The organism is Pseudonocardia benzenivorans CB1190 (assembly GCF_000196675.2).
Classification (GTDB): Bacteria; Actinomycetota; Actinomycetes; order Mycobacteriales; family Pseudonocardiaceae; genus Pseudonocardia; species Pseudonocardia benzenivorans.
The window spans coordinates 3,430,997-3,444,488 of the sequence record NC_015312.1; the positions used below are offsets into that span (position 1 = coordinate 3,430,997).

The window sequence follows — 13,492 nt, forward strand, 5'->3', positions numbered from 1 at the left end:
CCGTGCCCGAACGACGTGTCGCCGTACCGCGGGGCGGACCGGGGACACGGCGTCGCCGGGCGGTCCTCGACCTCGGGGACCTCGCCCGGGAACAGGTCGGCGTCTCGTCTCGGGCCCGCCGACCAAATTCGTGGGCGGTCGAAGTCGTCGGTGCACCTCCGTGCCCTCGGCCCGGGTACCGGACCCGGTTCGGCCGGGCCGGACGAGACGGCGACCGCGATCCGCGGACGGTCGCGGTAGTGTTCGTCGATCCCTCGTGTTCGGCTGTCTCGAACCGGGTGTGACGTCTCGGCGGCGGTCCGCGAGCCGGCCGCCGTGCTCCCGAGCCGACGTGTCCGTCCGCGGGAACCGGCTCAGGCGACGCGGTGCGCCCACTCCTCCAGGGATGTCGGCTCCAGGCCGAACACACGCTGGTACTCCGGGAACGCCGGCGCGGGGTGGGCACTCAGGTAGCCCTGCGACTGCTGGAAGACCTCGGCGAGTCCGTCCGCGATCGCCGCGTCGCGGCTCTCCGGCAGCGTCAGCGGCCGCTTCCACACCCGGGACAGGGTCGCGGCGGCCTCGCGCAGGCTGATCCGCTCGCTCGCCAGCTCCAGCTCGACGGCGTCGAACCGGTCCGGGTCGGCGAACGCGGCGGCCGCCGCCGCTCCGATGTCGGAGACCGCGACGAAGGCCTGCGGGACGTCCACGTCGTAGCCGACGAGGAGCTTCTCGCTCGATCCCGGCGCGTAGAAGTACGACGGCGCCAGGAAGTTCTCCAGGAAGGCCGACGGGCGCAGGATCGTGGTCGAGGCTGCGCCCGCCTCGCGCAGCGCGTCCTCGGTGAGGGCCTTGACCCGGAACGCGTGTCGGACGAACGGGCCCCAGCGCTCCTCGTCGATGAGGCGGGTGGCCCCTGAGGCCGAGGTGTGGACGATCTGCGGGACGTCCGCCGCCGCGGCGGCCGCGGCGAGGGCCCGGGCGCGGACGATCTCGGTGTCCCCGGCCAGATCGGTGAAGTCCGGGTTCTGGATCGAGAACAGGCCGCGGGCACCGTCGAGGGCGGGCTTCAGCGACTCCGGCTCGTCCAGGTCGCCGCGGACCAGCTCGACGCCGAGGTCGGTCAGCGCCCGGGCGCGGGGGCTGTCCGGGTCGCGGACGAGGGCGTGGACCGGCGTCCCGGCCGCGACGAGGGCTCGTGCCACGGCGCCGCCCTGCTGCCCCGTCGCGCCCGTGACCAGTACGAATTCACTCATGAGTGGGCTCCTGTGCTCGATCATCATAAATGGGGTACCACCCCGTTTATGCTTGGGGCTACGATATCGAGGGCCACCCCGCTTGTCGAGGAGAGGAGCGCCGTGCCTGCGACGAAGACCCTGCGCGCGGACGGCCGCCGCAACCGCGAGCGGCTGATCGCGGCCGCCGCCGAGCTGATCCGTCGGGACGGCGCCCAGGCGTCGCTCGAGGAGATCGCCCGCAGCGCGGGTCTCGGCTCGGCGACCCTGCACCGGCACTTCCCCTCCCGGCACCTGCTGCTGGAGGCGGTGTACCGGGAGGGCGTCGAGCAGCTGTGCGGCCACGCCGCGGCTCAGCCGGGGGTGGACCCGGCCGCTGAGCTCGACGTCTGGATCGAGGAGACCACGGCCTACATCGCGGACAACCGCGGCCTCGGGATCGCCCTCGCCGGCCCCGACGGGGACGGGCTCTCGGCGGACGACATCTGTGTGACGGACCGGCTGATCGACGAGCTTCAGGTCCTGGTGGACCGCGCCGCCGAGGCAGGAGTCGTGCGGCCCGGGGTGACCGGGCAGGACCTGATGACCCTGATGAACGCGATCGGGACGGCGACCGAGAAGGACTCCGCCACCGCGCGACGCCTGGTGCGCCTCGCGCTGGCGGGCATCCACCCCTGCTGAGGGCGCGCTCAGGAGTCGAGGCGCCGTGCCACGGCCGCCATCCGCGCGAGCTCGCCCAGGATGTCGCGGACGTGGGGTGGATGGGCATCGGGATCCTCCAGCGGCGGCCGGCTCAACCCGTACGCGTCGACGAGCGGGACCGCTCCCGGCGTCGCCCGCTCCCGCCGGGCCAGGGCCGCGTCGACGTAGGGGGCCAGCTCCGCGTCCCGCCGCGCCCGGATCGCCGCGTGCGCGGCGGCGAACGCGGGCATGACCTCCGCGGCGAACAACTCCAGCGACTCCCGGACCTGGTCGTAGGGCAGCCGCCCGAACTGGTGGAGCAGGATCGTCTGGTCGATCCCGGCCTCCTGGTACTCGCGCAACCGCTCGGTGAGCTCGGCGGGGGAGCCGATGGCGTGGCCGCCGCGGTGCGGGATCGACCCGCCCAGCTCCTCGCGGACGACCTCCGATCGCTCCCACACGTTCGTCACGCCGGGTCGATGCCGGCCGAACACGTGGTAATGGCGCACCGCATAGGTGAAGAAGCTCCCGGCCCGCTCACCCCTGGTGCGCGCGACCTCGGGATCGAGATGGCAGTGGAAGGGCACCATCGTGGCGACCCGCGGGTTCACCGTGTGCCCGATCGGCACGCAGTCGCGCTTGAACGTCTCGATGTAGTCCTCGACGACAGCCTTCGCCTCGGCCGCGTCGAAGAACGAGTGGGCCAACGCACCGATCCCCAGCCGGGCGGCGAGCCGGACCGTCTCGTCGTCCGAGCAGGCGATCCAGAGCGGCGGATGCGGCCGTTGCACGGGTTTCGGCACGACGTTGCGGGCCGGCATGGAGAAGTGCGTGCCGGCGTGGCCGGGATAGGGCTCGCGGGCCATCATCTCCGTGACCTGACCCAGGGCCTCCAGCGACATCTCGTGGCGCAGCAACGGGTCGACGCCGAAGCCCTCCAGCTCGACCCGGGTCTTGGAGTGCCCGATCCCGAACTCGACACGCCCGCGGGTGAGCAGGTCGAGGGTGGAGATCCGCTCGGCGACCCGCGCCGGTTCGTTGTACCCCGGGGGCATCAGGACGACGGCGTGGCCCAACCGGATCGTGCGGGTCCGCTGGCCGGCGGCGGCCAGGAACAGCTCGGGCGCCGACGAGTGCGAATACTCCTCGAGGAAGTGCTGCTCGGGGGCCCAGGCGTAGCCGTACCCGAGGCGGTCGGCCAGCTCGACCTGGTCGAGGCTCTCCTGGAACAGGTCCAGCTCGGCGTCGCGCCCCCAGGGGCGGGGGAGCTGCTGGGCGAAGTAGAGCCCGAACTCCACAGTGGTCTCCCTACCGGACGGGGACGGTGACCCGGACCGTCTCGACGACGGACCCGGTCGTGCCGGCGGCGATCGCCTCCACCCCGCCGAGCAGGCACAACACGAACAGGGTCCGCCCGTCGTGGCCGCCGAGGGCGCACGCCAGCGGCAGCTTCGCGGTGACGTCGTCGGAGATCGTGACCACGTCGGTGATCTCGCCGCCCTCCAGCACCCGACGGACCACGCCCTGCAACGGCGAGGCCGTCCAGATCGCGCCCGCGCCATCCGCGGCGATGCCGTCGGCGCTGCCCGGGGCCAGCTCGGCCCACACCCGGCGGTTCGTCAGTGTGCCGTCGGCGGCGCGGTCGAAACCGATCAGCTGCGCGGACGGGAACGAGGCGACGACGTAGGTGCCGTCGGGCAGCAGGACCGGGCCGTTCGGGTCGTCGACCTCGGTCGCGACGACGCGCGCGGACCCGTCCGGATCGACGAGGATGACCCGGCCGTCCGCATCGACCGGGCGCGGGGCGGCGGGATCGTGGGTGCCCATCGAGCCCGTGTAGGCCCGGCCCCGGTCGTCGACGACCATGTCGTTGAGCCCGCCGACGGCCAGGTGGGACAGATCGGCGTGGACGGCGACCTGTCCCGGCGCGTCCAGCCGGAGGATCTCGGGGCGCGCCATGTTCACGATCAGCAGCCTGCCGTCGGGGAGGAAGCCCAGGCCGCACGGCCGCACCCCGTCGTCGAACTGGTGAACGGTCTCCAGGGTCCCGGCTTCGTCGACGCGCAGCACGCGATGGGCGAAGATGTCGGAGAAGTAGAGCCACCCCGCGTGCCAGCGAGGTGCCTCCGCGAACCGCAGGCCACCGATCAGCGGGTCTGCCGTGGTCGTCAGGGTCTGGTCGGGCACCGCGGGCTCCTCTGGGACGACAGCGTCGAAGCGAGTTTTTCGAACCGGAGTAGGTTCGAAGACGAGTCGGAATCGAACACCCGCAGCGGCGGCGCCGTCAAGTGGGGTAGTCCCCCGTTACGGTCTTGACGCGGATGCAGGCGCCTGCGACGCTGGCTCGGCCAGATTCAAATCGGATTCGAGTTGCTGCTGCGCCTGAGCCCTCGGCAACCACTCCGCCCGCGGCCCATCGTCGGACTCGTCGAGGAAGTGACCATGAAGATCGGTGTCCATCTCTACTTCCAGAACTACGCGGACTGGGACCGTTTCAAGTCGAGGCGGCCCGGCCCGCCGGCGGTGACCGACCAGCAGATCTACGAGGAGGACCTCCACCTCGCCGGGCTCGTCGAGCCCCTCGGGTTCGACTCCTACTGGGCCGTCGACCATCACTTCAGCCCGTACGCGATGACCGGCGGGGCGCTGCAGCACCTCACCTACATGGCCGGGAAGACCTCGCGGCTGGAGTTCGGCTCGATCGTCGTCGTCCTGCCCTGGTACGACCCGTTGGCGGTCGTCGACCAGATCAGCGTGCTCGACAACATGCTGCAGGGTCGGCAGCTCACGATCGGCCTCGGCCGGGGTGCGGCCAAGCACGAGTTCGACCGGTTCCGGGTGCCGATGAAGGACGCTCGCGGCCGGTTCGCCGAGTCGCTGGAGATCCTGCGCCGGGCGCTGACCAACGAGTGGTTCTCCTTCGAGGGTGAGTACTTCCAGATCCCCGAGACCTCGATCCGGCCCGGGTTCCGCAATCCCGAGCGGCTGCTCGAGCGGATGCGTATCGCCTGGCAGAGCCCCGAGACGCTGCCGATCGTGGCGAACTCCGGCAACGGCGTGATCATGACGAACACGAAGAGCTGGGACGAGTACGCCGAGGACATCCAGCAGGTCAACAAGATCCGGCGAACCAACGGTCTCGAACCCACCCAGCCCTCGGTCCAGGTGATGCTCGCCTGCTTCGAGACCGAGGAGGAGGCCTGGGCGGTCATGTCGAAGCACATGCTGGAGAGCTACAACAGCAGCGCCAAGCAGTACGGCCTCGACGACCCGTCACAGTTCATCGGGGTCAAGGGCTACGAGCACTACGCGACGGTGCCGCCCTACCTCGGCCCGGGCACCGACCCGGCGAAGGACGCGCAGATGCTGGAGTTCGCCGCGCGCCCGCAGGCCTGGGGCACACCGGACCAGGTCGTCGAGAAGCTGCGGTTCATCCAGCAGAAGACCGGCGCGGTCGAGTTCATCGTCAACCCGCGGTTCGGCGGTATGTCCGCGGAGACCGCCGAGCGCTCGATGCGGCTCTTCGCCGCCGAGGTGCTCCCGCGGATGCACGCCCTCGACGCCCCACTGCCGGAGAACCTGCGCGGGGAGTGACGCCACCGGGACGCTGCCGTACCGGGCCTGGCCGTCGAGGCGAACCTCGCCGCCCGACCAACCAGCGAGCACCCGCTGCCACGCCGCCGGACGGTTGCTCTCGTAGTGCGGGACGCAACCCCGGTGCTGCGTGTCGGCCGGTTCGCGACGGTCAGGTTGCGCTCCGGATGTGGGGCGCAACCGCAGTGCTGCGTGTCGGCCGGTTCACGACCGTCAGGTTGCACTCGGGTGTCGCGCCCGCACCTGCCGCGCGACACCGCCGGCGCTCGGCCGATCGGCCGCAGCTTCGTCCTGGGCGACTGCGTGGCTCCTCGCGATCGAGGCGCCGCCGGGGGAGGAGTTCGGCCCGGCTGCACTCCGGCCCGACGCCGCGGGCGGGCGGTGCGTCGGGCCTTGGGCGCGGCGCCGTGGGGGTGGGCCGGGCCGTGGCGTTGCGCCGCTTCGCATGCGGGCTCGCGGCCTCGTTGCGACCGCGACCGGCCGGCCGGGCGCGCGGGGAAGGGATGCCGCCCCGCGACCTGTCTCCGGGGCTCGCCCCGCGAGACCCTCGACCCGTCGGGCGCCGGGGAACCCGGCGGGATCGACCTGCTCTCCGACGGCACCCCCGCGACCTCGGAATGAGCGCCCCCGGGGCAGGCCCCGGCCAGGGGATGCCGGAGAGTAGGCCCGAGGGGTGGGCGTGCAGTGCACGAGACCCGGGCGAGCGGCGTTCGAGCGCGTGCGCGGAGTCGGCCGATCCGGCGCAGCGCCGCAGCGCGGCGGCCGGTTCCGCGGCGCGATCCTGCTCGACCCGCCCGTCTTCACCTGCTGCCCGGCGCGAATGGGGTGCCCCGCTCTGGCAGAGGGTGCGGGCGTAAAGGCCTGTGACGGCGGTCTCGACAAGTGGGGTGGCACTCCGTATGCTCCCACGAATCGGGGGGAGCCCCCGCTTTCTCACGGCGGTTCGGGCGGGAGGTAGTGCGTTGCCACGTATGGGATCCAATATAGACATCAATGAATCCGATCGCTATCGTGGTGTCGTCGCTCGAGGGACCGACGAGGCGGATCCGCCCGTCGTCTGCTCGGTGACGGAAAGGAGGCCGCCGTGCCGTACCTGACCGCCACACCGACGGTGGCCCTGTCCGAGGGGCCCGTCCAGGGAAGGCGACACCGGAGGTTCCCGCAGGTCCGCGCGTTCTGCGGGCTCCCGTACGCCGCTCCGCCGGTGAGCTTCCTGCGCTTTGCCCCGCCGGCGCCCTGCCCGCGCTCCGACTCGTGGTCGCCGCTCGGTGGCTCCCTCCGAGGTGGCCTCGGTGCCGCGTTCGTCGAGGCCACCCGGCTCACGCTCGACGTCTGGACCCCGGTGGACGCGGCAGATCGACCGGTGCTCGTGTGGCTCGACGACGAGCGGAGGGCTCATGACGGCTGGTCGCGCAGGTTCTGCGCGGGCCTCGCAGCCGAGCACGGGGTCGTCGTGGTCGCGCCGCGCCACCGCACCGGCGCGCTGGGCTATCTCGATCTCACCGCGCTGCGGGACGGGTTCGGCAACGGCAACTTCGGACTCCTGGACCAGATGGAGGCCCTGACCTGGGTTGCGACGCATGCCCGGGCGTTCGGTGGGGACCCCACGACCATCACGGTCTCCGGGCGGGGGGAGGGCGCGCACGCCGCCGCGCTGCTCGCCGGCCTGCCTCGCACCAGCCCGCTCGTGCGGCGGCTGGTGCTGCCGGTCGGCGCCCCGCCGATCCGGGTCCAGACCCCGGCGCAAGCTGCACGGGTCGGTGCCGCGTTCCTCGACGTCCTCGAGGCGGATCCTGCCGCGCGGGGGGATTTGCGCGAGATCGACGCCGAGGCGATCGTCCGGGCCGAGGCGGCGCTCGGCCAACCGGAGGGTCACCTGCCGTTCGGCCTGGTGGCCCACGACGACCTCCCCTTCGGCGACCTGACCGAGCTGCTGCACACCGCCCCGACCTCCGTCGACGTGCTGGTCGGCAGCACCTGCGCCGAGCGCGGCGCCGGGCTGACGATGTGGACGGTCTGGCGGTGCGGCCAGGATCGACCTGCCGAGCGCTTCTCGACGGCGGTGGTCCGTACGCCGCACAGGTCGGGGGAGGGGTATGGCGGTGCCTTCGGGGCCTTCGTGCGCACCGGTGACCCCGCGCCGGCGGACGACCCGGAAGCGACTGCGCTCCTCCGGTCCCTCATCGGCTGGCAGCCGCTCGACCTCGGCGCTGCCCGGTGACGCCGATCGCCCGCCACCCGGGCCGTGGCGGCCTCCCCGACATCGTCGAAGTACGTCGACATCCTGCGCGCCAGGCACCCCGCGCGACACCGACGCCGCCCGCGCGGCGAAAGGACGCCCCTCGTGACTGAGCAGTACCGGACCGATCCCGATTTCGATGCGGACGCCCTGCGTGAGAAGTACCGGCAGGAACGCGAGAAGCGGCTGCGACCCGACGGATCCGCCCAGTACCGCCGGATCACCGACGAGCTCGAGCACTACCTGGTCGACCCGTACACCGAAGTGGTCGAGCGCGAACCCGTCACGGACGCGGTCGAGGTCGCGGTCATCGGTGGCGGGTTCGGCGGCCTGCTGGTGAGCTCCCGGCTTCGGGCGGCCGGCGTCGCGACCGTGCGGCTGATCGAGCAGGGCGGTGACGTCGGCGGGACCTGGTACTGGAACCGGTACCCCGGCGCGGCGTGCGACACCGAGTCGTACATCTACCTGCCGCTGCTGGAGGAGACGGGGTACATCCCCACCGAGCGCTACGCCAAGGGCCCGGAGATCCACGAGCACTGCAGGCGGATCGCGCGGCACTTCGACCTCTACCGGGACGCCCTGCTGCACACCGGGGTCGTCGACGTGCGCTGGGACGAGGCGGAGCAGCGCTACACCGTGACCACCAACCGGGGTGACCGGTTCCGCGCCCGGTTCGTCGTGATGACCGCGGGATCGATGGACCTGCCCAAGCTCCCGGGTATCCCCGGGATCGAGAACTTCGAGGGGCACTCCTTCCACACGACGCGGTGGGACTACGCGTACACCGGCGGGGACGCCTACGGGAACCTCACCGGGTTGGCCGACAAGAGGGTCGCGATCATCGGCACCGGCGCCACGGCGATCCAGGCCGTCCCGCACCTCGGCGCGAGCGCGGAACACCTCTACGTCTTCCAACGCACGCCCTCCGCGGTCAACGTCCGGGACAACCGGCCGACGGACCCGCGGTGGGTCGCGACGTTGGAGCCGGGCTGGCAGCGCGAGCGCGTCCGCAACTTCTCCGGGTTCATCGCGGGGGAGGAGGTCGGGGAGGATCTCGTGAACGACGGCTGGACCAGGATCTTCCGCAACCGCGCGCTGCACGGCGGGGTGCTCGACGAGGACGTGGACTTCGAGGTCATGGAGGCCGTGCGGGCACGGGTCGACGAGGTCGTCGAGGACCCCGAGGTCGCCGAGGCGCTCAAGCCGTACTACCGGGCGCTGTGCAAGCGTCCGACCTTCCACGACGAGTACCTGCCGACCTTCAACCGGCCCAACGTGACGTTGGTGGACACCGACGGCCAGGGCGTCGAGAAGATCACCGGGACCGCCGTCGTCGCCAACGGTATCGAGTACGAGGTCGACTGCATCGTCTTCGCCAGCGGCTTCCACGTCGGCGTGCCGTTCTCGCGGCGGCTCGGCTACGACGTCGTCGGGCGGCACGGCGCCACGCTGAGCGCGAAGTTCTCCGCGGGCATCTCGACGCTCTACGGGATGCAGACGCACGGGTTCCCGAACTTCTTCATCGTCGCCATCAACCAGGCAGGAATCTCCTCGAACCAGACCCACCTCCTGGACGTGCAGGCACGACACATCGCGGACGTCGTCGCGACCACGCGGGCCGCGGGCGCCGGGGCCGTCGACGTCGAGCAGGAGGCCGAGGAGGACTGGGTACAGCACGTGATCGAGTCCGCCCGTCGCAACGGCGAGTTCCTCGCCACCTGCACGCCGGGCTACTACAACAACGAAGGCAACCCGAACGTCGAGGCCTTCCGTCGCAACGGTCCCTACGCGCCCGGTGTGTGGCGCTTCGAGCGGATCGTGGAGCAGTGGCGTGCCGAGGGCCGCTACCGGGGCCTCGTCTTCGACGGATCACCGCTTCCCGACGGCACCGTCCCGTCCGGCAGCACTACCCGAGGGTGAGGAACCGATGAGCTCGTCCGAGCTTCCCAAGATCATCTCTGTCGACGACCACCTGGTCGAGCCCGCGCACCTGTTCGAGCAGTGGCTACCGGCGAAGTTCCGGTACGGGGCCCCGCGCGTCGAGCGGCGGATGATCAGCATGGACACCGACCTCTTCGGCTACGAGGAGGACCCCGACGGCATGCCCAGCGACGTCTGGGTGTTCGGCAAGTCCGTGTACGTGCCGCGGCGCGCGGTCGTCGTGCTCAAGGACGTCGAGACGTCGGCCGAGCTGCGCGACAAGGAGCCCGTCACCTTCGACGAGATGGACCCCGCCTGCTACGACCCGAAGGCCCGGATGCAGGCCATGGACGAGCAGGGCGTCGAGGCGTCGCTCGGCTTCCCCTCGTTCCCACGGTTCTGCGGGCAGGCGTTCAGCGAGGAGACCGAGAACGACCGCGAGCTGGGTGTGGCGTTGATCCGTGCCTACAACGACTGGCAGGTCGAGGAGTGGGCCGGCGACTCGGGCGGGCGGCTGGTCCCGGTCCCGGTCGTGCCGCTCTGGGACGCCCGGCTGGCTGCGGAGGAGGTCCGGCGCAACGCGTCCCGTGGTGTGCACGCGGTCGCCTTCAGCGAGGTCGTGGGGCACCTGGGCTACCCGGACATCCACGGCGGCAACTGGGACCCGTTCTTCGCCGCATGCGAGGAGACCGAGACGGTGGTCTGCATGCACATCGGCTCGTCGTCACTGCTGATGCCGCTCCCGCCGCGGGCCCCCCTGCTGCTGCTGCCGGTCATGCAGTTCGCGAACTCCTACGCCTCGATGGCGGACTTCGTCTTCTCCGGCGTGCTCGACCGGTTCCCTCGCCTCAAGCTCGCCTACTCCGAGGGGCAGGCCGGCTGGATCCCCTACGCCATGGAGCGGATGGACCACGCCTACGCCCACCACACCTGGGCATTGGGGGAGGAGAAGCTCAAGGAGAAGCCCTCGACCTACGTGCGGCGCAACATGTGGGGCTGCATCTTCGCCGACAAGCACGCGATCGCGAGCGCCGAGCACATCGGCGTCGACAACCTGATGTTCGAGGTCGACTTCCCGCACAGCGACGGCCCGTACCCGCACACCCGCAGCCACCTCGCCGACCAGTTCGCCGGCGTGGACCCGGCCGTCACCTACCGAATCGTGCGCGGCAACGCCATCCGCCTCTTCCAGCTGCCTTTCGACCAGGACCTGGACGCCGACGGTCGCCCGCTCGAGCTCGGGTGACCGGTCGTCGAACGGTGTGCGAGGTGCGCGGGCCCCGTCGTGGTCGGCCGACAGGACTCCTGCGGACGACGCGACACGCGGACCGGACGGAATGAGGACAGTGGACAGTACGACCGCGGGCGGCCCGCGCGGGAACGGCGCCACCGGGGCTCCCTCGGCGCTGCACCCACCCCTCGACGCCGAGCTCGCCGCCGTCCTGGCGGCGACCCCGGACGTCCCGACGACCGTCACCCCGGAGATGCTGGGCCCGCTGCGCGAGGCCGTCGCCGCCGGCGCGGAGCCGCTCACTGTCATCGCCGAGCGGCACGGCGTCGCGATCCGGACCGTGACGGTGCCCCGCAGCGGCGTCCCCGACCTGGAGCTGCTCGTGGCGCGCCCGCCGGGCACCCCACGCGGTGCTGCGGCGCTCTACTGGATCCACGGGGGCGGGGTCGTCCTGGGCGACCACCGGTTCGGCCTCGACCTGCCGCTGGCCTGGGCGCGGGAGTTCGGCGTGCCCGTCGTCTCCGTGGACTACCGGCTGGCTCCGGCCGACCCGGATCCCGCGGCGGTGGAGGACTGCTACGCGGGTCTGGTGTGGACCGTCGAGCACGCTGCGGAGCTGGCGATCGACCCGTCCCGGATCGTGCTCGCCGGGCACAGCGCCGGCGCCGGGCTCGCCGCCGGGACCGCGTTGCTGGCCCGCGACCGCGGTGGCCCCCGGGCCGTCGGGCAGCTGTTGTTGTGCCCGATGCTCGACGACCGGGAGCTCACCCCGGCCAGCCGCCAGCTCGACGGCGTCGGTGTCTGGGACCGCACGGCCAACCGCACCGCCTGGCGCGCCCGGCTCGGCGCGCGCTGCGGCGGCCCGGCGGTCGGGGCGTACTCCGCCCCGGCCCGGGCGACCGACCTCGCCGGCCTGCCCCCCGCGTTCGTCGACGTCGGCTCGGTGGACACCTTCCGCGACGAGGCCGTGGGCTACGCCGGCCGCATCTGGGCCGCCGGTGGCGACGCCGAGCTGCACGTGTGGCCGGGCGCCTATCACTGCTTCGAGATCTATGCGCCCGACGCCGCGATCTCGGTCGCGGCGGTCGAGCGCCGCACCGCGTGGCTGGCCCGCGTCCTGCGGGCCGGCTGACCGTCCCCGGCGAGGACCGATCCGAGATCCCGCGGACGGGGTCGCCATCCGCACCGGCGACGCCGTCCGCGGGATCGCCGTGCGGGTACGCCCGCGCACCGGCGCGACCGCCTCCGCGGCGACGGGGAGCCCCGCACGGCGGCCGCGATCCCCGACGTCCCACCGGTGAACTGTGTGTCGACGTCGGGGTACACGTCGGGAGCGGGATGCCTCGCCGCCCGCCTGCCCTGCGCCGCCGGCGTCGCGGCGTGCAGGGCAGACGGACGGACACGGCACCTCCGTCCGGCGAGCTCACCGTGTCCGCGGTCCGGAGCCTCCGGTGGAGGCGTGGAGACCCCGCGGTTCGTCGAGGAGCTCGCCGGAGGTCGTCACAGCGACATCCCACCGCCGACGTCGACGGTGGTGCCGACGATCGAGCTGGCCGCGTCCGAGGCCAGGAACGCCACCATGTTGGCGACCTCCTCCGGCAGCTGGTAGCGCTGGATCGCGGTCCGGCCGTGGTCGTAGAGGGTCTGCCACGTGTCCGGCAGCAGCTCACGGTTCGGGCCCCACATGCTGCCCGCGTTGACCCCGTTCACGAACACGCCGTACTTCGCGACCTCCTTGCCGAGGTGACGGTTGAACTCGGCGACGCCGGCCTTGAGCGTGCCGTAGAGGCCCAGGTCGGGCAGGGCGGTGCGGCTCGCCTCGGAACCGATGTTGACGATGCGGCCGTAGCGCTGGGGGATCATGTAGTCGAGGACCGCGCGGCACGAGTGGATCGGCGCGGCCAGCGTCCCTGCGATCGCGCTGTCGATCTGCTCGGGGGTGACCGTGGCCAGTTCGCCCACGTACGTCGCCACCGCGCTGTTGACCAGGATGTCGATCCGGCCCAGCCGCTCGTTCGCCTCCGCCAGGATCGCCCGGATCCCGGTGGGGTCGAGGGCGTCCCCGTAGATCCCGACCGCCTCCACGCCCCAACGGTCGGCGACGGTCTTGGCCAGCTCCTCGGCGGAGGGGCCGGGGCGACGACCCCAGGACACCTGCAGCGCCGCCGCCTTCTCCGGTTCCTGGTCGACGATCGCGACGTCGGCGCCGAGCCCGGCGAGCCGGTTCACGATGGCCTGTCCCAGGTTGATCCCGGCACCACCGGTCACGACCGCCTTGCGTCCCTTCAGGCTCATCACGTCCGTGACGCGTTGGTCGATGGTGTGGAGCGGGATCCGTTCCTCGTCCCACCAGATCGTGTTGTCGGAGCCCTCCGCGATGTGCTTCTCCAGCACATCCCTCAGGAAGTCGTCGGCCATCGTGGTGTCGTCCTCTCGTGTCGCCGGTCGGACGCCGGCGGGGATGCGGATCCGGCGGCTCACGGCGCGCCGGGGTGCGGTGGAGCAGCCGCGACGGGCCGGCCGGCGCCCGTCACGGGTAGGTCTCCTGCGGGGCGGCGGGTCCACGACGGCGTCGGGAAGCACGGACCCTTCCCGACGCCGCTCTGCACAGCG

At 72.1% G+C, this 13,492-nt stretch carries 10 protein-coding genes; 6 read left to right on the top strand and 4 right to left on the bottom strand.

Annotated elements, in window-relative coordinates:
- Positions 1–353: 353 nt before the first annotated feature.
- Positions 354–1,235, bottom strand: a complete 882-nt coding sequence (locus PSED_RS16185; RefSeq protein ID WP_013675329.1) for an NmrA family NAD(P)-binding protein — start codon at positions 1,233–1,235, stop codon at positions 354–356.
- Positions 1,236–1,337: 102 nt separating this feature from the next.
- Between PSED_RS16185 and PSED_RS16190 the strand changes: the two genes are divergently transcribed.
- Positions 1,338–1,895 carry a TetR/AcrR family transcriptional regulator gene (locus tag PSED_RS16190; RefSeq protein WP_013675330.1) on the top strand — a complete coding sequence of 186 codons (558 nt, stop codon included), beginning with the start codon at positions 1,338–1,340 and terminating at the stop codon, positions 1,893–1,895.
- Positions 1,896–1,903: 8 nt separating this feature from the next.
- Here PSED_RS16190 and PSED_RS16195 read toward each other — a convergent pair whose 3' ends face one another.
- Together PSED_RS16195 and PSED_RS16200 are read right to left on the bottom strand one after the other, a co-directional pair.
- Complete coding sequence (locus PSED_RS16195) at positions 1,904–3,193, bottom strand: LLM class flavin-dependent oxidoreductase (protein ID WP_013675331.1); 1,290 nt, start codon at positions 3,191–3,193, stop codon at positions 1,904–1,906.
- Between the two features lie 10 nt (positions 3,194–3,203).
- Positions 3,204–4,082: an SMP-30/gluconolactonase/LRE family protein gene (locus tag PSED_RS16200; protein WP_013675332.1), complete on the bottom strand. Its 879-nt coding sequence runs from the start codon at positions 4,080–4,082 to the stop codon at positions 3,204–3,206.
- 255 nt (positions 4,083–4,337) lie between these two features.
- Here PSED_RS16200 and PSED_RS16205 point away from each other — a divergent pair, with 255 nt between their 5' ends.
- From PSED_RS16205 to PSED_RS16225, 5 genes are all read left to right on the top strand, one after another.
- A complete protein-coding gene (locus PSED_RS16205) occupies positions 4,338–5,489 on the top strand; it encodes an LLM class flavin-dependent oxidoreductase (protein WP_013675333.1) in 1,152 nt (383 codons plus the stop codon).
- Between the two features lie 1,084 nt (positions 5,490–6,573).
- Positions 6,574–7,710: a carboxylesterase family protein gene (locus PSED_RS16210; protein ID WP_013675335.1), complete on the top strand. Its 1,137-nt coding sequence runs from the start codon at positions 6,574–6,576 to the stop codon at positions 7,708–7,710.
- Between the two features lie 123 nt (positions 7,711–7,833).
- On the top strand, positions 7,834–9,648 hold the full coding sequence (locus PSED_RS16215; protein WP_013675336.1) for a flavin-containing monooxygenase: 1,815 nt from the start codon (positions 7,834–7,836) through the stop codon (positions 9,646–9,648).
- A 7-nt stretch (positions 9,649–9,655) separates the two neighbouring features.
- The gene (locus PSED_RS16220; RefSeq protein ID WP_013675337.1) at positions 9,656–10,894 is read left to right on the top strand and encodes an amidohydrolase family protein; all 1,239 of its coding nucleotides are present in this window, start codon (positions 9,656–9,658) and stop codon (positions 10,892–10,894) included.
- Between the two features lie 91 nt (positions 10,895–10,985).
- Complete coding sequence (locus tag PSED_RS16225) at positions 10,986–12,011, top strand: alpha/beta hydrolase (RefSeq protein ID WP_013675338.1); 1,026 nt, start codon at positions 10,986–10,988, stop codon at positions 12,009–12,011.
- A gap of 368 nt (positions 12,012–12,379) precedes the next feature.
- On the opposite strand, the gene PSED_RS16230 is transcribed toward PSED_RS16225, so the two are convergent.
- Complete coding sequence (locus tag PSED_RS16230; RefSeq protein WP_013675339.1) at positions 12,380–13,297, bottom strand: SDR family NAD(P)-dependent oxidoreductase; 918 nt, start codon at positions 13,295–13,297, stop codon at positions 12,380–12,382.
- Positions 13,298–13,492 lie beyond the last annotated feature (195 nt).